Below are 22,662 nucleotides of genomic sequence, written 5' to 3'. Positions count from 1 at the left end.
TTTTGATGCTGCTGCTGCGCATACTGGACCGGCTCGAAGAGATACTGATCGCGACGTTGATGGCGGCGGCGACGCTCCTGATCTTCCTCGCCGTCATGCATCGCTACCTGATCGGCATCCCCTTCCTCTATCCGATCCTGTTCCCGATCAACCTGTCCTGGGCGCAGGAGCTCTGCATTTACATGTTCGTGTGGGTTGCCAAATTCGGCGCCGCCTACGGCGTGCGGACCGGCATCCATGTCGGCGTCGACGTCGTGGTCAACCAGCTCAAATCACCCTGGAAGAACGCGATCGTGCTGTTCGGGCTGCTCTGCGGCGCGTTCTTCACAGCGGTGATCGGCACCATGGGCGCCAAGTTCGTCTGGGGCCTGATGCACACCGACCAGGTTTCGCCCGATCTCGAGATCCCGAGCTGGTTCGTCTATCTCTGCATTCCGCTCGGCTCCTACCTGATGTGCTTCCGCTTCCTGCAGGTGGCGTACGCCTATTTCCGCACCGGCGAGCTGCCGCATCATGATCACGCCCATGTCGAGGGCGTCGATATCGATGCGCCCGGCGCCGGCGCCGCGGAGGTGACGCGATGACCAGCCTCATCATCTTCGGCCTCCTGATCGCGCTGATGCTGACGGGTATGCCGATCTCGATCGCGCTCGGCCTCACCGTACTCACCTTCATCTACACGATGACCAACGTGCCAACCGAGTCGGTGGCGCTGAAGCTGTTCACCGGCATCGACAATTTCGAGATCATGGCGATCCCGTTCTTCATCCTCGCCGGCAATTTCCTGACTCATGGCGGCGTGGCAAGACGCATGATCAACTTCGCCACCTCCATGGTCGGGCACTGGTATGGCGGGCTCGGGCTCGCCGGCGTGATGGCCTGCGCGCTGTTCGCCGCGGTGTCGGGGTCGTCGCCCGCAACCGTGATCGCGATCGGTTCGATCATGATGCCGGCGATGGTCAGGCAGGGCTTTCCCAAGCGCTTCGGCGCCGGCGTCATCACCACATCGGGCGCGCTCGGCATCCTGATCCCGCCCTCGATCGTGATGGTGATCTACTGCGTTGCCACCGGCGGCAGCATTGCGCTCGATCCCGCCGGCCACCGGGTGTCGTCGGCCTCGGTCGGGCAGATGTTCATCGCTGGCGTGATCCCCGGCCTGATGCTGGCGACACTGCTCGGGATGACGACCTTCTATCGCGCCTGGCGCAATGACTATCCGCGGCTGCCGAAGGCGAGTTGGAGCGAGCGGTTCACCGCCTTCCGCAAATGCATGTGGGGCCTGCTGCTGATCCTGATCGTGCTCGGCGGCATCTATACCGGCATGTTCACGCCGACCGAGGCGGCCGCGGTCAGCGCTGTCTATGCCTTCGTCATCGCCGTGTTCGTCTATCGCGACATGTCGCTGAAGGACGTGCCGAAGGTGCTGCTCGGCTCGGCCAATATGAGCGCGATGATCCTCTACATCATCACCAACGCGGTGCTGTTCTCCTTCCTGATGGCAAACGAGAACATCCCGCAGCAGATCGCGACCTGGATCACCTCGGTCGGTGTCGACTGGATCATCTTCCTGTTGATCGTCAACGTGCTGCTGCTGATCGCCGGCAACGTGATGGAGGCATCCTCGATCGTGCTGATCATGGCGCCGATCCTGTTCCCGGTGGCGGTCAAGCTCGGCATCCATCCGGTGCATCTCGGCATCCTGATGGTGGTCAACATGGAGGTCGGCATGTGCCATCCGCCGGTCGGCCTCAACCTCTATGTCGCATCCGGTATCGCCAAGATGGGCATCACCGAACTGACGATCGCGGTGTGGCCGTGGCTGCTGACCATGCTGATCTTCCTCGGCGTCGTCACCTACGTGCCGGAGATCTCGCTGTGGCTGCCGCGATTGTTGGGAATGATTTAGAAATGTTTCTGAAGGCCATGAACGGCGTTACATCTTGGTAACAGAGGTCTGCCTGACCAATCTGTAAGTTGAAGACGGGGGCAAGACGCATCATCTTCGAGCAACCTTCAAAGGAGGTTGGTATGAAGAAAGCTCTGCTCGCCGGCGTCGCGGCGCTCACGATTGCCGGATCGACCGTGGTCTATGCCCAGCATCGTCCCTGGTTTCATGGTCCGATGCGGATGAGCCCGGAGGACCGGGCGGCCTTCCTCGACGCGCGGATCGCCGCCGTGCATGCCGGGCTGAAGCTCAGCCCGGATCAGGAGAAGCTGTGGCCGCCGGTCGAGGCCGCGGTGCGCGACTTCGCCAAGATGCGGATCGATCGGGCCAATGCGCGGATGGAAGCGGACAAGTCCGACGCCGGCAAGGCCGAGACGGGGGATAATCCGGTCGCCCGCCTGCGCGAGCGCGCCGACAGCATGGCGGCGACCGCGACGTCGCTGAAGCAGATCGCCGATGCCGCCGACCCGCTCTACAAGACGCTCGACGACGGCCAGAAGCGGCGGCTGAGCCTGCTCACCCATCTGGAGGGGCGGGGGTTCGGCGCCGAGGGCTGGCGCCGCCACCGTTTCGAGCGCGGTTTCGACCGCTGGGAGCGCGGCGGCCGCGGCTTCGACCATGACCGCTACGACCGCGACGGCGGCGGCGACCAGGAGCGTTCCGGCCGGCTCTGAGCAGCGGGTCGCGGCGGCCTCGCCAGGAGGTCGGTCAAGTGGCTGAAAGGTCGCCGAAATCCGGCGGCCTTCGGCGCGTCCGCAAGGCCGGTAAAAGTCAGGAAAAATCGTCCAGCTTGCTGGACATACCGGAATCGCTTTGCTAAACGACGGCCCTCTTGCGAGGGTCATTTCCGGACAAGTTCCGGGCGCATAGCTCAGTTGGTAGAGCAGCTGACTCTTAATCAGCGGGTCCCAGGTTCGAGCCCTGGTGCGCCCACCACTCGTAAAGGATTGGCCCTGCGGGGCTTTTTACATTTTAGCCGATGGAACAAACTGCGCTCATGCGACGCTTTTCGTGGTCGCACGGTGTGCGACGCGTCCTCGTCGAGAGAACATAAGCTGCCGCGCCAAGCCTGGTCGTGCTTCTGGTCAAGTTCGCCGGCACCATCGACGAACATTAACGACCGGCACGGCCTCAGGCGCCAGGCTCCGTCATCGCCATTGCTATCGCGCGCCGCTCCTGCGAAGGGGCGTGGCCGAGCCTGTCGGCTATTTTGCCTCGGGCCACGGACATGGGAATTGTCGCGACCACTGGGATAATCGCCCTCCGCTCGCATTATTGATACAGTCGCGGGGCGCTGTACCGGCCACACACGGATTACAGTGAAGTGCTGTTTGATGCATGAAACCAGACGGACAAATTTCGGAGTTCGCAGATGTTTCGGCCGGCTTTCGGTATTTTGACAATCAAGGGCAATTTCACGCTTTGGAAGTATCTGAAGGATCTCCATGATTTTTCTACCATCGAACGAACAATCGGCTTTCACCAGGGACGTTTGACCCACGGCTATCGACTGGTCGTTTTGGCCGCGGGCGAAAGAATTGACCCTGATGATATCGATTTGGGCGGTTCGACTCGGACGTCAGGAGGCACAAATATTTTGCCGACGTCTCCTGGGAGTTCAATTGAACTATTGCTGACTGAAAGAGGGCAGGACGTTCAGGAGCTGAAGAGAAAGGTCTGTACGTTCTTTGCCGCCGCTAGTGATAACCGCCCCGCGAAAATTCTCCCGAACCTGAGGCACAACGAGCATATGGAGTATCCTGACGCGGAAGCGCTGGCTCCGGGTGTGCGCAGCGGAGTGCCGCAATTCAATTTAAGCAATCCGAAGAAGTTCTCGGTGGTTCGCGAAGTCGGTTACCAGCATCGTGGGTAATGAGAAGACCGGGCATCGGCGGTGCTTGCGGGTGACCGTCGACCTCTGCGTGTCGCTCTGGCGCCATTATCAAACATCGGATGGCGACCGACTCAACCTTGGTTTGGGAATCGCCGCCAAAACGGATCAGCGAGTTGCTGATGCGGCGCTTAGCGGCTCCTTCAGCCGTCTTGGAAGTACAACCTGATCGTCGACGGCGTAGAGCCAGCACGGACCATCCTTGCCATCCCTTGAGGGATCACTATTGCAATCCGCAAGAGCCGCGACCTGGGCCGTGCGTTGCGAACTTGCGCCTGTCGCAATGAAAACTCGTCCCCACGGGTGAACGGCCACGGCCTTGGGATTGCTGCTTGTTCTATAATTGACAACGTCCTGGCGCTGACGCGTTGCTTCTCTCACAAATGGAATTTGTTGCGGATCAAATAGACCGTCATAGGCAACGCGCGGCATCGATCTCGGGCGTCGATACCCAGTCGATGACAAGTCTTGAACTTTTTCGTTGATTGCAACGAGAATGCACGGGTCGCCGTAGCGCATCTGACACGCTTCGAGCGTGTTCTGCTCGGCTGCCGCCTCGTTTGGCCAATCCGACGATCGCCAGCTGTCGGCGGGTGGGTGGACAGCAAGGGCTTTATGACTCGTCGCGGCATGGTAAAGCATGATCTGCTCGAGACGGCGATTATCCGGCATGGCAGGTGCCAGATCCTCCGTCAACGACGACAGTGCGGCTTGGAATATTTCGGCCGGACTCTTGCGAGGCACTGCGTCGGGTTTGACGCTGTTGCTCGATTGCGGAGCATCCGGGGCCGAGACCGCGGGCGTCATTGCTGATTGCAGACGCTTCCGTAGTACGACCTGATCGCCAACTGCGTAAAGCCAGCATCGCCCGTCTTGGCCTTTTCTCGTCGGATCAGAATTGCAATCTGCGAGCGCAGCGACCTCCGCATCGTGCTGCGAGGCTGCCCCCGTTGTGATAAAGATGCGCCTCCACGGGTGAACGGCGGCGGCCTTCGGACCGTCTTTCTTCCTGTAGTCGACAACGTCCTGGCGCTGACGCATCGCGTCCCTCAGAAGAGGAATTTGCTGCGGATCGAAGGGGCCATCATAAGCAACGCGCGGCATCGGCCGCGTCTGCCAGTAGCCGCCCGAAGGCTTACTCTGAATCCTGTCATCTACCGCCACCAGGACGCAGGGATCGCCGTATCGCAGCTGGCACGCTTCGAGCACGCCTTGCTCGGCCGCCGACTCGTTCGGCCAATCCGCCGATCGCCAACTATTGCCAGGGGGATGGACTGCGAGTGCCTTGTGACTGGTATCCGCGTGGTAACCTGTGACTGTGGCCAGTCGACCCTGCTCGGACATCGCGGGAGCAATGTCCGTTATTGCTGCGGACAATGCCGCTCGAAAAACATCGGCCGGGCTCTGGCGGGGGGAGATCACGGGATTGGCGGAAGCAACGTCAGCGGTCGGCGAAGGGGCTGCTGTTGAGTCAGGCGTCATTGGCGCTGTAAGCCTCAGCGGTAGCACGACCCTGTTTTGGACGGCATACAGATAGCATGGTCCACCCGGAGGATTGCGAGCGGGGTCGGCGTTGCAGTCCTTCAACGCCTTTTCCTCCGCCGCTCGTTGGCTCGCCGCTGCAGTCACCAGTATCAATATTCCAGTCGCATGAAACGCCGCAGCCTTTGGACCGGCGAGCGTCGTGTATTCGGCGACCTCCGGACGCAGCAAGGTTTCCTGGCGTAGAGCGGGAACACGCTCGGGATTAAACACTCCGGCATAACGGACACGCGGCGCATCGCGAACTGGCCAAATGCCATTGTCGGCCGGCGTAACGCCGTCATCTGCGGCGATCAAGGCGCAAGGCTCATCGTAGAATTGGAGGCATTTTTCCAGCACCTTTTCTTCAGCGATTTCGCGCGAGGGCCAATTGGCGGTATGCCAAACTCCCGACCGGCCGCGGGGCGCGGCAAGCGCGCGATGCAGCGGCGAGGCCGCATAGGCCGAAACCACGTCGGCATTCGCAGGACTTCCTGGACTGTGTCTCTGCAACGCCAAAAGCAGCTGGGAAGCCAGTGGCGAGGGTACCGTTGTTGCGGCTTCGCGACGTATCCACCACGCGCCGAGGCATGCTGCAAGAGTCACCAATGCTAAACCGGCGAAAGCCAAGCGGCGCCAGGGATAAGCAACGGGCGCAGCTGCAAAAACCGTCGACTTGCTCGGTCCGGCGGGAAGATTGCGATGAGATCCGCGAATTTTCGGTTCCGGCAACGCGGCAATATCCTTGGCTGCCAAGCCAAAAACGCCAATGGCGCGCGCGATATTCTTGACGGTATGCTCGCCAAGATCGGCGAACGAGAGGCGTAATTTATCGCGAATTTGTTCGTTGGCAGCGCGCGAAATACATACACCGCCGGGCTCGCACAGTGCTTCGAGCCGGGCGGCGACATTGACGCCGTCGCCCAGGATGTCATCACCGTCGATAATGATGTCGCCGATATTCACTCCGATGCGAAAGACGATTTGTTCGGTTGCGGGCACCGATGCGTTCCGCGCCAGCATGCCTTGCTGGATCGCTATCGCGCACCCGATAGCATCGACGATGCTCGCGAACTCAAGGAGGAGTCCGTCGCCGGTAGTCTTGACGACCCGTCCCCCGTTATCCTTTATCGTGGGATCGAGAAGCTCGGCACGATGGGCCTTGAGAGCCATCAGCGTGCCGACTTCGTCAACGCCCATCAAGCGGCTGTACCCGACCACATCCATGGCGATGATCGCTGCCAGTCGCCGTTCTACGATTGAAGAGCTCATGCGCAATGCGCAAGTGCTGGGCGTTGCCGGGCTGCGCGGATAGATTTGCTGCGTGTCGGATTGGCCGAGATTGCGTGGATGAACAGCGAGATAAAAAATGCTGCAATATAATCACTCATGAAATCTCTCCAGTTTGTCGAAAGCCTCTCTAACAAAATGGACTAGCTTATGTTGTTAAGCTGGCCGAAGCACAGCGCGGTCTAGCTTCACGGACGCCACGGTCTGCGCGGCTGCCGACAGGTGATGGGCCGAACCTACCCTCTGGCAGCAACACGCTCGAATCTGATGCCTTGCTCTTCCTCCATGACCTTATCGCTGATGCCGAGCAGTCCGCGATACGGTGCGATTTTTGGAAGATTGATGTCTTGAGTAAGTATATGCGTCTTGATGTCGGAAGGGAGTTGCGGAAAGTTTTTGTGCACCTTGAGAGCGTCTCTCAAGTGGCTGCTGGCGAGACTATCGACAATTCCGGCGCTGCTGACATGACCGCCCAGATTGAAATAGCTCGCTTTCGACGTGACTATGACCCGCCACTGGACGGGAACGGGACGTGGTTGCGGTTCAACGGCGGCCGGCTTGACTTCCAGAGCGGCCGATTTCGTTTCCTGTGCGACCGGCTTTGCCGTCTTGGGATCGCCGCGAGCTTCCACCTTCGCTGGAGCCGTTGAAGGAGACGTCTTCTTCGATTGCGTCGGCGGCGGGGGTGGATCAAGGGGAGGATTTCCGCCTTCGATCGAATAGGTGCGATCGGGATCTATCAATCGCATGAGCGGAAAACTTGGCGGCGGTTCGGTCGAACCGCCAGTGCCGAAGCCCGGAAGTTCATAGATCGATCGTTCGACGGGCCTTTCATACCGTGAAAGCTGGGGTTGTTTCCTGACCGGCTCCGTCCCGGACCTGATCAAACCACTCACTTCGAAGATCGCGAAGCCAGCAACGACCGTTAGCGCCGATACGGCGCCTATCATGGGCCAATCGAGGGGGCCCGCGAATTTGATACTCGGCAGTCTCATCTTCTTCGTGCCGTCCCGCCAAGTGTCCATCCGCTGTTGGCACCGGCCGTTGCGGCTTCGGGACTACTGAATACTGTACGGCTTTGCATTGAAGGACCAGCGATTTTCCCGCAACCGGCTTGTCGCGTCGTCCGGAATGCGTAGTTCGCTTGTCCGTTCGACAAGATAAGCCAGTACGTCGGATTGGCTGCGGGCTCCCGGCGGCGCGTCCGGCAAATCGAGAAGTTGAACCGGTTGAGCGCTCAAGACCGCGACGACCATGGCGTTACCCTTCGGCGGTGTAACCACGTATTCGGTTGCGCCATTCTGGCCGGTTGCAAGGGGTATGGTCAGCGTGCCCGCCTTCATGAAGTTTCCGTTGGGCTTGGAGGTTTGTACGAGCGAGGCGGTGGTCGGATAAATTTGCGACAGGTGTCCGTTGGCATCGATGTCGATGAGGACAAGATACCCGGGCCGCTTGCTGGTGATCCGGAAGGAGACGCGCGATCCGATGCTGACGGTCTGGCCAGGCAACATGTCGATGGCAATTTCGGCGGGGTTGGTCAGCTTCACCGTGCTGAGGTCGCTCGGGCTTGCCGGCGGGGGGGCGACCGCCTCAGTGGAGGGCGGCGCAGCTTCTACCGGAGCAGCCGCGGGTCTGAGGATTTCCTGGTTTGCTGGAACGGGCTCGCGCTGCGCGGGACTCGGCGTTGTCATGGCAGGGCCAGGGTTTGCTGGCTGCGGAGCCGCTCCCTCGAGGATGAGAACAGCCGCAACGGCGTTCTGCGCGAGGACCATCGCGACGAAGCCCGTCATGCACCTGAGAGAACTTAAGCCTCGCATAAGCCACCTCACGGTGCAGTGAAGAAACCAATTGATCCCACACGCGCGTCGGGGGAGAGATATGTGTTCAATATCTTGATGAGCTGGCCAGGGGCCTTTCGCCGATCCAGTTGAAGAATTGCCTGCTCGAGGTCGGGCAATCGCTTTGTCGATGTGACCGCAACGACCTGCTCCGCACCGAACGGTTCGCGCACCTTGAGCTGCAAACGCAGATTTCCGGTTTGAGAGATCGGAGCGTCCGAACCGAGCGGGTACAGCATCTGGATTGTACCATCCCCTGATATGTCGAACAGGATGATGGCCCGGCTTGTGACGTCGGAAAGTTCGATCTGAACCGTGCGGCCCTTGTGATACTGGCCATCATCGGGTGCAACGCGAAGGGTCTGCGGGGTCTTGGTCGCAATTCTCTTCAATTCCCTGATGGCGGCAGTCCGGTCGATGACCGACACGAGGTCGCGCTCATCAATCCCATAGGCGACCACATCACCCCAGGAAATGACATCGCGGGACTTCGAATCCCAAATGAGATCCGGATTGTCGACGGGCGGAACGATCTCGATCGCGGCATTCCGGGAGGTCAGCTTGGCAAGATTGTTGGTTCTGCTGCCGAGTGCGGCCAATCGTATCGGTGCAGAGATTTCCGTGGGGGCTGGAGCAACGGCAAGGTCACGCGACAGCGCAGCGGGCGGCGCGGGAATCATTGGTTTGGGAGGAACGGTCGGGCCGGGCGTCGCGGCCAAGGTCGGTCCCTGCGCCAGCTGGAATACGACGTCACTCTCGACTGAACGACCTGGGGAAGCCTTTGTCACCACGTTCTGGCGCTGGTCGGACAACTGGTAGACGACCTGTCGGACGTTGGCGAACAATTCCTTCAACGTAACCTTGCCGTCGTGATTGGCATCGGCACCGCCTTCGAATGCGCGCGCCACGGCGTAGCTCAACGCGCCGCGAAGTCCGTCGATTCCGGGTATCTTGACCTCGGGCGCCTTGGTGTTGCGATCGACGGCGGCAAGAAACGCCGTGCGGTCGAGATCAAGGTCACTGACCGGATCGGATTCGTTTGTCACCGGAACGAGCTTGTCGACGGGCAGCGTATATTTCGACACCTGTCTGAAGCTCATCTCTGCCGCGCGAGGATCGATGTCCCGCGCCATGCCGCCGCCGTGACACGTGTCGGCCACGAACAGAACCTTTGCACCGCGCAGTTCGAACTGCCGGATGAAGTGGTTGAACTCGCTGCCCAGAATGCGTTGCCGCGAACCTTCCGGAGTAGGCGCAAAACCGGGCAGCAGAAAAACGTCCTGAAGGCCGTCAGGTTCGGACCCTTTGATGGTTTCCGGCTCCTGAGCGCCGTGGCCGGCGATCGACAGAATGATGAGGTCGTTGGACGTGGTCCGTTGAACGAGATCGCTGATGTGTTGCAGCACGCTGCTGCGATTTGCCTGCGCATCGGTCAGCGTGATGACGTCGTTGGTTCCCATCTGCCGAAGCGACTGTTCAATATCCCTCGCATCCGCGACGGATCCCTTGAGGGGACGAACATGCTCATAGGCATCGATGCCGATGATGAGGCCTCGAATGGCCCCGCCGTCGGGATTTTGCAGGTGCAGGACGATGGGCGAGGCGGCCAGGCTCGCCTGCGTCGACAGCAACAACCAGGCCATCGCGACCAGGAGTATCGTATTTAAAGCGCGCATAGCTGGCACCCCGCATGCCCTACCTGCGGATGAACTCGACGCGACGGTTCAGCGCATAGATGTCCTCTTGGCTGAGCCCCCCGGAATCGAGAACCTTGAACGGTTCACTTGAGCCCACCCCTTTGGTTTCGATCGTTGTGCCAAGCCCGGTCTCCTTGAGATAAGCAGCAACCGCTTCCGCACGCGCCGCGGAGAGTTTCATGTTGGTTTCATCGCTGCCGCGGATATCCGTGTGGCCGACGAGAACAATGCGCTCCGGACGCTGCTCCTTGAGGGCATCGGCGAGTTCTCGGACCGCCCGTTCACCGATCGGGGTAAAAGTGGTCTTGGCATATTCAAAGGTGATTGGGATCGGAACGACTTGCGGCGTAATCCCGCGTACCGAGCGTGAATAGATGCCGCCGATCGTGCCATCGCGCTGGTCTCGTGCGGTTTCGACAAACCGTGTCGTTCCATCCGCCAGCTTCACGTTGGCGGCCAGCAATCGGGCCTGGGCCGAGCGGGCCAGCAGGCCCTCGATCTCGAATTTCTCGGGCTTGTCAGGTGTCAGGGTTTCGTTTTTGACGATCGCGATGGCCCGGTCATAGGCTTCTGCAGCTTCGGCAAAGCGACGCTCGCCGAACCTGACTTCGCCGAGCGTGGCGGAGGCCTGCCAGACGACTTCGGTTCGCTCGGCGCTGGTGATGAGCCGCTCGTATTCCGTGGTCGGCCGGCCCCGCGCCATCATGATCTGGGCTGCGGAGAGGCGGAGAACGGCCAGCCGCTGCTGAACCCGGGTCTGGAATTGGCCGCAATAGGGACTGCCAGCGATCTTGTCGATCATCGCCTGTGCATTGACTTCCTGCGCAGTATCGATCGCGTTATTGAACTGTTCGAGAAGAGCGCTGCAGTCGTCCGCGCGCGCCGGGCAGTTTGAAGCAAGCAAGAACGCCAACGTCACGGCGCCCCAGCGGTACTTTCTTTCAAAAATGATCCGGATCATCTTGGGCTCCGAACGACCGATCAATGGGTATTCATTCGCCAGGTGGCAAAAAGGCTTTATACTATACAGGTGAAACAGCGACAAATGCGGTAGTTCACATACCGACGGAAGATCTGGCCGTAAGCTGGTGTCGAAGCGCGCTGCGGCAAGCAAGTCACCCGGTAAACAAGCTGCCCGGGCAAACGGGTGCCCGAGATCGGGGTGCTCACCGAACTCGCGATCGTCTAGTTCCGTGCTTTGCTCGCCTTGGACGCCGTCTTCTCCTTCCCTGGCTTGTCCGTTTGACCGGACTTGTCCTTCTGACCTGGTTTGTCTTTTTGGGCCGACTTGCCTGAGGTGGCGGTCTCCGCTTCATAGCGGCCTTGCGCGACGACAGTCGTGTCGTCCGCCAGACCCTTGAAGCGCACCGGCTGGTATCCGCGAGCCAAAAGCGCTGCAAGAGGGTAGACATTTCGGCAGACTCTGCCGTTGCAACCGCCGGTGGATGATTCCATCACCTCGGCTTTGCGGTCAGGAGTGAAGCGCAGGAATAGCATCACATGCGAGCCGGGCTTGTTCAAAGCATCGCCTGGGCGCAAATCCCACGGATTTTCGACCGGCCTTGCGATCGCAGGAATCGCCGCAGTCGTGTAGTGGACCGAAAGACCCCAGGTGGCGCTGACGAATGCCGAGCAGTCCACGCCAGCAACGTCGTTGCGTGGCGCGTTGCGGGTGCAGACGTTTCCGGCCTTGACGCCGCGCCCCATTTGCGCCCTGAAATTCTCCAGAGAGCCGTGGCAGCCCCAGCAGTAAGGTACCCCGCGGACCTGCTGTCCGACCTTGCCCTGCAGATACCATGGTCGTCTGATCCGGCTGAAGCCGGAGCAGGCTGTGTCAGGGTCGCTGCCATAGTTCTGCGGCGTGAGCAGCCACTGAACTCCCTCGAATGCGAATGCGGTCTCGATCGCCTGCTGGCGGTTCGACGGGCGCACGGCAGCGATCGCGGTGAACTTGCTGTTCGGTGATGCCGCGGGATTCTGATTTCGCGGCGGGCGGACATCGATAAGCTTTGCGTTGCGAAGCGGCCGGAAGCCGACGCCGACGACGTCGACCCCGGAGCGTTCGGTGCGCAGGAAATAGACGTCGCCATCGCCTGAGATCGTTACAAAACGGCGGGTCAATGGCGTATTGGCCAGCGGAAGTTCATAGATGCCTTCCAGCTCACCGCTTGGCGAGAAACGCGCGACAAACGTCGCAGCGCGAGATGCTGCGTCCGGGATATTCTCGCCCAGGATATAGAGGCGGTTGCTATTATCTATTTCGAGAAATTCGACGGCCCCCAGTTTATCACGAACACGCAGGCGTATCTGGGCGACCACCGCATTGTCGTCCATCGAGCGGACTTCGACGAGGACGCTATTTTCCGCTTTCTCGGGAGTGATGTCGGCGATAACGGAGCCACGGCCTCGCGACGCGATATATTGCCGGCTCGGCTTGCGTCCTTGCTTGAGCGTGACCGCGCGCGTGTTCTGGTCGAGCAGTTCGAGCGCATTTCCCGGGGGCTGTGAGCCCATTTGCGCGAATGCGGACTGCGCAAACGTGTCGTCGACGGCGCGCGTACTAACCTCTTCCAGCTTGGTCGTCGTGCCGCCGACGCCGCGGGTCGATACCGGATCGCCGGACGCCTTGAGGGTGCGAATGCCGTTGTCCCATACCAATATCTCGTCTTTCCGAACCACCAGATCGTTCGGCTGCACGCTGTCCGGCAGCACGAGAATGCTTGGCTCTTCGGCAGGCCGCTTTGGATCGAAACGCACTATTCGCTGGTTGAGCTGATCGAGCATGAAGAGGTCGCCGCCGCCGTCGGTCGTCAAGGCCTGGGGGCCGGTCAATTCGACATCTTCGCTCGCCTCGGCGATTCCTACGGAGTTCGGCGAGTCTCCGCCACTGAAGCGCTTGACGACAAGGTCGTCAGCAAGAGCGGCGTACGGTAACAGCGCTGCCAAAATAGCCAGCAGATAATGCGCCGAAAAGCCATTCCGCGGCTGCAACATGATCTGGCCAACCAACTGATAAAAAATCAGCCGCCAGCTTACATCGCGCCCGAATAAAAGTCAGCAATCGGGGCGGACTAACGGCGATTTGAACGCCGCTTCGCGCAGGCGCCGTCAAGCCCGGTTTGCCGGTGGGAAAGCCTTCGGATAGCCAGAAGGGGCATCCTGGACGTCATTCAAATACAATTAACCATGTCCCGGTGGTGGATCGGTGTCGGGGGGCGTTCAGGCGCAAGGAAGGCAGGCCCGAGCGCGCGCCCGGCGCCGCTTCGGTCTGCTGCGAATTTCGGCTGTTTGGCTGTGGCTAGAAGAGCACATCGGCCGGCGAGTTTGCTGTCCGGGAGGTAAAACTGGACGATTCCTCGTTGCTCGAATCCGCAGGGAGGAGCTAACTAGAAGGAATTTTTGTAGGGGCAGGACGCATGCTTCGAAAAGCGATTTTAGTGCTTGTGGTAACGACAGCCTCGTCCGGGGCCTATGCTCAGTGTGTGCCGTCCTCCGTGACGGGCAATCAAGCGGTCGGTACGTTCCTCGCGGGGGTCCAGTCGACGGCTGGGCAGGCAGCGGGAGCGTTCTCGGGAGCAATCGGCAACGTCAACACCGCCTTTCTGACCCAGCAGGGAAGCGCCTTCGTTTCGGCGCCGGCGGATCCGGCACCGAACCAGCCAGGCGGCGGCGCATGGGTGCGCGGAGTGGGCGGCGAGGTCACCTTCAAGAACACGTCGAACTCGTCGAGCTCATTCACGGCGCCTCCGGGGCTTGGCCTGAATGCGGCCGTTACCACCCCGAATTGCGCGAGCAGCGTGCGCGAGACGTTCGCGGGTGTGCAGGTGGGGCAGGACATCGCTCGGCTCAATTGGGGCGGCTGGAATGTCCATGTCGGTGCAACGGCGGGCTATCTCGGATCGCATGCGACCGACAACAACGGTACGACCAGCGACTTTGAAGTCCCGTTCCTCGGCGGTTACCTTGTCGCAACCTACGGGCGCTTCTTCGCCGATGTCATGGTCCGCGGAGAGTTCTACAACATCAAGGTCAATGATCCCGGACTGGGATTCTACAACCAACCGCTGGGCGGGCGCGGCGTTTCAGTTTCCACGTCTGCTGGCTACAACTTCGCTCTTGCCAACAACTGGTTTATCGAGCCGTCGGCCGGATTCATCTGGGCCAGGACGAGCATCGATCCGTTCAATTTCGGGGGCGTTAACGGCATCGGGACCGGAGGGACGTTCACCGCAAACGACATCGAAAGCGAAATTGGTCGGCTAAGCGTACGCGTCGGAACGACCGCCACTTACGGCAATGTCGTTTGGCAGCCGTTCGCATCCGCCAGCGTGTTCCATGAGTTTGCTGGCAATGTGATCGCGTCCGCGACGAACCTTCCGAATGGCCTGTTTACGGTCACTGGGCAGGCCAGCACTTCGCGGGTCGGCACCTACGGGCAGTATTCTCTCGGACTGGCGGGACAGGTTGTGAACACCGGCTGGCTCGGCTTCGTCCGAGTTGACTACCGGAACGGCGAAAACATCGAGGGATGGACTGGTAATGCCGGTCTTCGCTACCAGTTTACGCCCGAGATGATTGCGGCCGTTATGCCGACAAAGGCTCCGGTCAAGGCCCGCGGCGCGGTTGTGGTGGGGCCGACCAACTGGACCGGCTTCTACGTCGGCGGCTTTGCGGGCGGGGCTTTCGGACGAACCGACATCGGTTTCGTGGGCGACCCAACCTCGGGCAACAAGCCGTATACGGTTGGCGCCTTGGGCGGAGGACAAATCGGCTACAACTACCAGGTCAACAACTGGGTGTTCGGCGCCGAAGGCGATGTTGGGGGAGCAAATGTCAATGGGGCGCGGCCGTGCGGCACCGCAAACGGTTTGGTGCCGACCCCGCCCTTCGGTCTCCCCGGCGCCGGTGGTGGCTTTAGCCCGGCTTACTTTACCTGCCAGGATCGTATGGACTGGATGGCGACCGCTGCCGCCCGTCTCGGATGGACCTACGAGCGAACCCTCTTCTTCGTCAAGGCCGGTGGCGCTTGGGCCCATGACACCGTGTCCGCCAACTGCATTCTGGGTCCGACGGCGACGGTCGCTGGCTTCCTTGGCAGCGCCGCCTGCGTCAACCAGGCGGGTGTCGTCACGCCCGGGTTCAGCACCGGAGGTACCCGTACTGGATGGTTGATCGGTGTTGGTACCGAGTTCGATCTCGGCAGCAACTGGTCCGCCAAGGCCGAATACAACTACATCTCCTTCGATCGCAATACGCGGCTGGCATCGGACGGGACCACACAGCTTACGGATCGGTCCGAGGTTAGTCAGATGAAGATCGGAATTAACTACAGGTTTGGTGCGCCGGCGCTCGTCGCGGCCAAGTATTAGTCGCCGCCGCCATATCGATCCAAGCAAGGACCCCGGGCGGTTATGCCCGGGGTCTTTTTACATCGGCTCATTGTTGCTCGGCATAATCAGGGTACGTGGCTTTCCTTGCTGACACGGGACCTCGCGTGATCCGGCTTTCTCCTTCGGCTCTACCTCTGAGGCCGGCTGAGGTCGGTCGATCTGTCGACCCAGACGGGCCGCGAACAGAGATCTCGCGGTCAAAGTGGGGATGCGGACAAAGTGACCGGCCGGCAAGCCCCAAAAGCATGATGAAGTTAGGTTGAACTGGCGCGCCATCGGAGGTTCACCTCTCGCTTGGGAGAGGCGTAGGCCGCCTTTGGCGGCCGTCCTCAGGAACGCCGAAGCGAAGCTTCGGCTATGGCGCAGCGCCGGGTGAGGGCTTACGTCCCTCGATCGCACCAGCCCCCACCCGATTTGCTGCGCAAATCGACCCCTTCCCGCCGGGGAGAGGTGAACCGGGAGCCAAACCAATTCAACCCGACTCCATCCCGCCTTAGTACGCGATGCCCACCATCAAGACGAACCTGACCGGGCTTCGCGAAAATGGAGCATCACTGGCTTGGCGATATCTGGGCAATCGCGCCGATGCGGACGGCTGCGAGCCGCGAGAGTGCCGGGCTGCAGTGCGGGTTTCCGCTGGCAAGGCGCGACTACCCAAGTCTGTCGCAGAGGAGGTTCGTTGCGGTTGCGGGGCTGGTTCCTCCTGAACGGAGGCGGTCGCAGACGGCGAGGGCTCCGAGAGGGAGGGGATGGTTATTGCGGAAGAACCCAAAGCCGCCTTCACGTCCTCTGCAGGTGCGGCCGTCATACTCTCGGCTGATCGAGCAGGTGCGATCAAGATCGCAGCCGCAATCGTGCTGCCCAGGAGGAGTCCTAGTAAACGCGCCGAAACCATGATCCACCTCTTCCTTGCCTGGTCAAAACCACACGCCTTAGCTTGCTGTTCGAGCATGATCGGTTCTGAAAACCGACCATGCCTTTCCGGTTCCTTGCTTTAGAACCCGACGCCGATCATGGTGCGCGCGCCTCCGCCGCCTCCACCTCCACCTCCGCTAAATTCACTCGGCGGGCGCGCAACAGCTTGTTGCCGCGCCTGAGGGGCTGGTGCAGCGCGCACTCGTTTTGGCGTTTCGGCCACGACCTTCGGCGCAGCTCGCCGCCTGGCTCTTGCGTCGTCGTCCTCGTCCTCGTGCTTGCGACGCGATGCGGTGGTGGGCTTGGCCGGCTTGTCCGCCGCGACGCAGATTTCACCCTTGGCTGTCTCTCCGGACTTGCATTCGAGCGGACAGATACGCCCGGTTTGCTTGGACAGGGTGGATACGACGTCTTCCGAGATTTCCGCGGGGCTCGGAGATGAGCCGGTTATCGCTGCGTAACGGCCGAGTGCCTTCTTGGCGGTCTCCAGCGAGCCATCGATCTTGCCCGACAAGCATCCGATCCTCGCAAGTTCGTTCTGCGCAGCCCGAACGAGCTCGGGCGAATTCGGAGAGGTCATCGCTCGCTTGGCGACCTCCGCCTTGAACCGATCGACCAGCGCCGCGACCTGGGAGCGCAGTGGATCACAAGTAACAGTCTTCGCAAAAGCCTGAACATCGGTGACGCCGGTGCCGCCGCTGCCCTTGGCATCCAGTTCTTCGAACCGGGTCTGTTCCTGCTTGCAAGCCTTGGCTTGGGCCGCGGCCAGCTCCGCCTTCTTCTGTTCCGCCTCGGCCTCTCGATCCTTCTGTTCGCGTGCGGCGCGCAGAGCGGCGGCTGCTGCACGCAGCGCCTCAGCCTCTTGCTCCGACTTCCTTCTCTCCGCTTCCTCAGCCGCCTTCTTGGCCTCCGCGGCCTTCATCTCGGCAGCCTTCTCCTTTGCAGCCCGCTCTGCCTCAGCGGCCTTGGCAAGGCGCTCTTCTTCTTCACGCTTCTTTGCGGCCGCGAGCTCGGCCTTCTTCTGTTCGGCCTGAATGCGCGCATCCTCCGCGGCCTTCTTGGCTGCCTCACGATCCGCGCGAGCCTTGGCTTCGCGCTCCTCGGCAGCCTTGGCAAGTTCTGCCTTCTTCTGCTCAGCCTGAACGCGCGCATCCTCGGCAGTCTTCTTGGCCGCCTCGCGATCTGCCTGTTCCTTTGCCTCACGCTCCTCAGCGGCCTTCTTGACGGCCGCTTCGCGGTCCGCGCGGGCCTTTGCTTCGCGTTCCTCAGCGGCTTTGGCAAGCTCTGCCTTTTTCTGCTCGGCCTGAAGGCGAGCTTCATCCGCAGCCTTCTTGGCCGCTTCGCGTTCTGCACGGGCCTTCGCTTCGCGCTCCTCAGCGGCCTTGGCAAGCTCTGCCTTTTTCTGCTCGGCCTGAAGGCGAGCTTCATCCGCTGCCTTCTTGGCCGCTTCGCGTTCTGCACGGGCCTTCGCTTCGCGCTCCTCGGCGGCCTTGGCAAGTTCTGCTTTTTTCTGCTCAGCCTGAATGCGCGCATCCTCGGCGGCCTTCTTGGCCGCTTCACGATCTGCGCGTTCCTTTGCCTCACGCTCCTCGGCGGCCTTCTTGATGGCCGCTTCGCGTTCCGCACGCGCCTTTGCTTCGCGCTCCTCTGCTGCTCTATTCAACGCATCCAGCCGCTGCCGGGCGGTTATCGATAGTGGCGAATTTGGATAGCGCCTTATGAAGGATTCCAGCGCGGATTGATCGGTGGTGTTCTTCACCGATTCCCAATCAACGACTTCCTTGGCCAAGGGCTCTCTGCCTGGCGCAATGACTTTGGGGCTGACGGCAATCTTGCTGTCGCCCGGCGCATCCTGCGCGGGGAGGGGGAGTTGATCCTTCAGGTTGGCAACCTTTAGCTTGCCCTGTCCGCCGTTCTCTTGTGAGGGGTCGATCGGCTGCTGAGCGGTCGCAGCTGCAGGAACGCGCCCCTTTTCCGAGAAGTCATTGCGCGCAGCGCCGGCGGCCAGCTTGTTGCGCTGAGCTTTGGCGAGATCCGAGTAAAATCCGCTCTTGTGCGCGGCGATAAAGTAGTCCCAAGCTTCTTCAGTGCCTACTCGCTCGGCAAGCTGGTAGTCTGCACGAACATCCGCCAGATTGTTGGAACTGAGGGTCGGCTCTACGATGGGGGCGGGTACCAAAGCCACGTCCGCGCCGCCCAGGGATCCGAAGACAAATGGCTCTTGGCGGTTGTTGGTGGAGCTCATCACCTCATCGCGAACCAGTCCAAGCGCCCGGCGCACGTCAAGCCCCGGGACAGTTAGATGTTTCAGCAGCGATGTTGTGAATGGACTGTGCTCGCCGACGCCATCCTCTGCCGTTGCCCCGGCTTTCGCGGCGAATGCGACGAGCGTATTGGGAGTATCGGGGTCGACGCGCGCCAGCCCGCGCGAAATTCCGCGGGCGGCAACCGATCTGCGCATGCTCTTCGTGAAGGGATTTTCGCGGCAAGCGTCCAGAATAACGAGACGAAGCTTTCTGGCAGGCTCAATCGATTGGACTATACGGTCGAGAGACACAGCCTCGTCGTATACGTCCCGGTCCCGTTCCAAAACAGCGTCGACCGGAATAATGTAGTTGGAGCCCTCGATCTCGATGCCGTGACCCGCAAAGTACACGACCGCAACATCCGCATCCCGAACGCTGTCGAAGAAGCTGTTGAGCGTCCGCCGCAGGGCTGAGTTTTTCAGGTCTTGATAGACCTGCACAACATCAAATCCCGCTCCCTTGAACAGGTCGGCCATGGCCGCGGCGTCATTGACGGGATTGGGGAGCACAGGCACGTTTTGATAGGCCGAATTGCCCACCACCATGGCAACGCGCTTTCCGGCCAACGCTTCGGGGCTGACGAGGAAAAAGAAGAAAAAAATAAGCGCTAAACGAATCTGAGAGCGCACCGCAGGAGCCCCTGAGACCGCAATCACAAGTAAACCCCGCAAAATTATCAATTCAGCCCGGCCCGGACAAGCATCCGCCGGAAGTATTTCGCAAGTATGCCAAAAAAACGCCGTTTAATCAATGTGTTGCCTGCAGGACACATCTTCGCGACGCCCGCTACTTTCCGATTGTCCGGCTCCGCTTTCCGCAGACGGGTCGCGGTAGCCGGCATCCCGTCGGAGTGAGCCTTAACCACAGAGCGTTTTGACGGTGCGAAAGCGGATACAGGTCGGATTGCCGATGCTGAGTCCTGAAGCCGGGCCGAATGCACAAGACGTCGCCCGCCGATGGGCCGATGTGCTATTGTAGGCGGCCGCACCGATTTCAGGCCCGCTCGCTTGTCGGGATCGATTATGACGCCAGCAATTTGGAAGGCCACGCTTGGAGCGCTTTCGATAGCAGCGACCATTAGTCCAGCGCTATCGAACGATACTGCGGCGGAACTCGCGGTCGGAGGCCTCCAGTTTACGCGTTCCGGAAGTGTTACGATGAAGAGCGAACTCCTTCAGATTTCGCTCGCGCGAGTAAGCGTTCGATACGAGTTTGCCAACAATGGGACCGCTCCTGTCCCTCTCACGATAGCCTTTCCTCTCCCCGACATTGATTTGTCGGAGGGGCAAAACATCGCGTTCCCTTCGAGCGATCCGGTCAATTTCGTCGATTTTGCAACCAAGATCGACGGCGTGCCCACGAGCTTCAAGATTGATCAGCGCGCATTTGTGGGCAAAGACGATGTCACCTCTCTTTTGAAAGAGCTGAACCTGCCGGTGTTGCCCATTGGCGCGCGCCAATTTCGGACCCAGGACCTGACCGAGGCGACGCGTAGCAAGCTCGTCAATCGTGGGCTTCTCATGCAGATGGGCAGCGACGAAAGGGGGCGTCCGCTCTATGAGACGGCATGGCTCGTCAAGACTGCAGTGCTTCGCGAACAGGAATTCCCGACCAATCGATCGGTTACGGTCGAGCACGTTTATCGACCAAGCGTTGGCAGCAATTCTGACACCATATTGCGCAAGGCACTGCGGCAAAATAAAGCGATGTCGAACGAGTTTGAGAGGTACCGAAAGGAATACTGCGTGACGGACTCGTTCCTGAGTCAGGTCGACAAGATTGCGGGTGGAGGTCAAGCCAGCAAGGCGCCAATTCAGGAGCGGCGCGTCAGTTATGTTCTCAAGACCGGCGCAAACTGGGCAGGACCGATCAAGAATTTCCGGCTTGTGATCGACAAGCCCGCCAAAGATCAACTGGTCAGTTTCTGCGCGGGCAATCTGAAGCAGTCGCCTGACGGGGCACTTGATTTCAGCGCGGCTGACTTCGTCCCGGATCGTGACATCAAGCTCCTCTTTGTCGGCCGCTTCTAAGCTGACCCAGGTTTCTCCTCGAGGTAGGCTGCGGAGCCGCGCGTCTCGGTCAAACGACCGGGTTACTTCTGAACCGTGATGTACCGCGCCGTTGCATTCATTGCGATGTTGGTTCGTTGCGCCTCGCTAAGCACCTGCAGGAAAAACTGGTCAGCAGGCGTCGGACGGGGCTGCCTGAGCGAGTCGAGGACACGAGGTGTTGTCACCGCCATGAGCAGCTGTGGTGAATTTGGACGCGACGCCTCGTCCGTGCGCGGAATCTCGCTTGAGAACGACAGGGCATCGGTGCCGGGCTTCAAGAGATAGGAGACATTCTGGACCTGCCCGTCGTCGCCGATCAGCAGGAGCTCAACGACGCGGTTGGCAAAGTTCTCGACGTTTCCGGCAAGCACTTCGCCCGGACGCAATTTCACCGAGCCTAGCGAGATTCGGGGGGTACGGGAGCTTTCTCCACGGAGCCGGCTCAGAAACGACACAGCTGGGCATTGTGCTGACGTAACGAGCCTGACTCCGATCGAGGGCTCAAAACCCTGGCTCTTCTTGAATGCCCTGTCCAACGCCTCGAAGGGCGCCGTCGAGGCGCCCATGCCCTCGAGAACGGCCGCGCTCGCGCCAATCGCGACGGGGATCACGAAGAAGCAATCACCACCGTCGTATTGCGCAACAAACTTGCGGACTGCATCGCTCCGGACCGGAGCATCATCCGGCGGTTTCGGCGGCGCCGTCTCTGCCTCCTTGCGCGTATCGGGCGGAGGCCGTTGCTCCGGAGCTGTCGTCTTCTCAGCCGATGGTCCTTTGAGCTCTGCTGGAGGAGGCGAGTCGACCTCAGTCGGAGCCAGCCAGATGTACTCGTAATAGGCCACACTGGATGCCACGATCACGCACAATGCAAGGGTAGCCAGCAAGCCATATCGAACTCCTGGCCGCATCGCTCGACTTGGCTTGTCTTCCGCGGCAATGCTTCCAGTCGGTGACCCCGGCATCGCTCTCGCTGGGCCAACGTTCCAGTTCTCGATTTCAGCCATCGTCGGTCGCGCAGCGGGATCAGGCTGAAGCATTCTCTCGAGCAGCGGGCGAATTCGAGCATCGACCGCGCCCAAATCCGGGACCCGGCGTCGCTTCTCCACGAGCTGAAACTGGGTTCCTCCCATATCGAGTTTCGTTCCGGTCAGGGCATGAAACAGCACCAATCCGAAGCTGTAGACGTCGGACTTGCCGGTGACGTCGCCCCCGAACAAGCCGACCTGCTCCGGCGAAACGTAGTTGTGTTTGCCGGCAAAGCCACTTCCAATGATCGTTGCATCATTGAGCTGCGTGGAACGGGCGATGCCGAAATCTATGATCTTGGCGCGGGCGACGTCGCTTCGTGGAACGATGATGTTATCCGGGGACACATCGCGATGCGTGATACCCCGCTCGTGGGCTGCGTTCAGTCCGGAAGCGACCCTGCGCATCAATCGACGCAGTGCCTCGAATGAGAGTGGCCCGCCGGACAGCATGTCGGCGAGTGACTGGCCATCGACGAATTCCATGGCCAGATAAGGCCGCTGCAAAGTCGGCTCGACCGTGAAGACGAAATACCGGACGATTGCGTCATGCATGAGATAGTGGAGTGCGGATGCCTCCCTCCGAAACAGCGCTAGCGCCGCCTCGTTCTCGGACATTTCCGGCAGCAACATCTTTATCGCGACCGCCGTGCCGGTCTGAATCTCGTGGCTCTTGTAGATTTCGCCCATGCCGCCGGCGCCAATCATACTGTCGATTTCGTAGATGCCGTTGAGCCGCGTCCCGGGCGACAGTCGGTAGTGCGGCAACCGAGTTGGTTCTTCCTGGTTCACG

Annotated in this window: 15 protein-coding genes and 1 tRNA gene; 7 read left to right on the top strand and 9 right to left on the bottom strand. The window is 60.6% G+C overall.

Features of this window, described 5'->3' with window-relative positions; genetic code table 11:
- The first annotated feature begins 8 nt into the window (after positions 1-8).
- From XH93_RS30345 to XH93_RS30325, 5 genes are all read left to right on the top strand, one after another.
- Complete coding sequence (locus tag XH93_RS30345) at positions 9-584, top strand: TRAP transporter small permease (protein WP_194475381.1); 576 nt, start codon at positions 9-11, stop codon at positions 582-584.
- Positions 581-1,906, top strand: coding sequence for a TRAP transporter large permease (locus XH93_RS30340; protein WP_194470280.1), 1,326 nt, complete (start codon positions 581-583; stop codon positions 1,904-1,906). Before XH93_RS30345 ends, XH93_RS30340 begins: the two co-directional genes overlap by 4 nt.
- Before the next feature lie 122 nt (positions 1,907-2,028).
- On the top strand, positions 2,029-2,619 hold the full coding sequence (locus tag XH93_RS30335) for a Spy/CpxP family protein refolding chaperone (protein WP_139485548.1): 591 nt from the start codon (positions 2,029-2,031) through the stop codon (positions 2,617-2,619).
- Between the two features lie 186 nt (positions 2,620-2,805).
- Positions 2,806-2,881 (top strand) — tRNA-Lys (locus tag XH93_RS30330).
- A 436-nt stretch (positions 2,882-3,317) separates the two neighbouring features.
- Positions 3,318-3,818 (top strand): hypothetical protein, encoded by a 501-nt coding sequence (locus XH93_RS30325; RefSeq protein ID WP_139485547.1) that lies wholly within the window; start codon positions 3,318-3,320, stop codon positions 3,816-3,818.
- 126 nt (positions 3,819-3,944) lie between these two features.
- Here the strand turns inward: XH93_RS30325 and XH93_RS30320 are convergent, their stop codons facing one another.
- The 7 genes from XH93_RS30320 to XH93_RS30295 form a co-directional block, all read right to left on the bottom strand.
- Positions 3,945-6,629, bottom strand: coding sequence for an adenylate/guanylate cyclase domain-containing protein (locus XH93_RS30320; protein ID WP_194470279.1), 2,685 nt, complete (start codon positions 6,627-6,629; stop codon positions 3,945-3,947).
- On the bottom strand, positions 6,626-6,748 hold the full coding sequence (locus XH93_RS42810) for a hypothetical protein (RefSeq protein ID WP_256436492.1): 123 nt from the start codon (positions 6,746-6,748) through the stop codon (positions 6,626-6,628). The genes XH93_RS30320 and XH93_RS42810 overlap by 4 nt, the downstream gene beginning before the upstream one ends.
- A 135-nt stretch (positions 6,749-6,883) precedes the next feature.
- Positions 6,884-7,597: a hypothetical protein gene (locus tag XH93_RS30315; RefSeq protein WP_194470278.1), complete on the bottom strand. Its 714-nt coding sequence runs from the start codon at positions 7,595-7,597 to the stop codon at positions 6,884-6,886.
- A 108-nt stretch (positions 7,598-7,705) separates the two neighbouring features.
- Positions 7,706-8,437, bottom strand: coding sequence for a DUF4384 domain-containing protein (locus XH93_RS30310; RefSeq protein ID WP_194470277.1), 732 nt, complete (start codon positions 8,435-8,437; stop codon positions 7,706-7,708).
- A 35-nt stretch (positions 8,438-8,472) separates the two neighbouring features.
- Entirely contained in the window at positions 8,473-10,161 is a 1,689-nt protein-coding gene (locus XH93_RS30305) for a caspase family protein (RefSeq protein WP_194470276.1), read from the bottom strand.
- Positions 10,162-10,180: 19 nt separating this feature from the next.
- A complete protein-coding gene (locus tag XH93_RS30300) occupies positions 10,181-11,143 on the bottom strand; it encodes an OmpA family protein (RefSeq protein WP_139485542.1) in 963 nt (320 codons plus the stop codon).
- Between the two features lie 224 nt (positions 11,144-11,367).
- Positions 11,368-13,191: a hypothetical protein gene (locus XH93_RS30295; protein WP_371814819.1), complete on the bottom strand. Its 1,824-nt coding sequence runs from the start codon at positions 13,189-13,191 to the stop codon at positions 11,368-11,370.
- A gap of 407 nt (positions 13,192-13,598) precedes the next feature.
- On the opposite strand from XH93_RS30295, the gene XH93_RS30290 reads away from it, so the two are divergent.
- Entirely contained in the window at positions 13,599-15,551 is a 1,953-nt protein-coding gene (locus tag XH93_RS30290; protein WP_139485541.1) for an autotransporter domain-containing protein, read from the top strand.
- Between the two features lie 1,015 nt (positions 15,552-16,566).
- Here XH93_RS30290 and XH93_RS30285 read toward each other — a convergent pair.
- On the bottom strand, positions 16,567-19,422 hold the full coding sequence (locus XH93_RS30285) for a caspase family protein (protein WP_246799335.1): 2,856 nt from the start codon (positions 19,420-19,422) through the stop codon (positions 16,567-16,569).
- 327 nt (positions 19,423-19,749) lie between these two features.
- On the opposite strand from XH93_RS30285, the gene XH93_RS30280 reads away from it, so the two are divergent.
- On the top strand, positions 19,750-20,823 hold the full coding sequence (locus XH93_RS30280) for a DUF4424 family protein (RefSeq protein ID WP_371814818.1): 1,074 nt from the start codon (positions 19,750-19,752) through the stop codon (positions 20,821-20,823).
- 62 nt (positions 20,824-20,885) lie between these two features.
- On the opposite strand, the gene XH93_RS30275 is transcribed toward XH93_RS30280, so the two are convergent.
- Positions 20,886-22,661 (bottom strand): serine/threonine-protein kinase, encoded by a 1,776-nt coding sequence (locus tag XH93_RS30275; protein ID WP_244622423.1) that lies wholly within the window; start codon positions 22,659-22,661, stop codon positions 20,886-20,888.
- Between the last annotated feature and the right edge of the window lies 1 nt (position 22,662).

Source organism: Bradyrhizobium sp. CCBAU 51753 (genome assembly GCF_015291565.1).
In the GTDB taxonomy this organism is placed as follows: Bacteria; Pseudomonadota; Alphaproteobacteria; order Rhizobiales; family Xanthobacteraceae; genus Bradyrhizobium; species Bradyrhizobium ivorense.
Note: the sequence above shows the minus strand (reverse complement) of the source record. Positions and strands in the feature narration are given on the sequence as shown.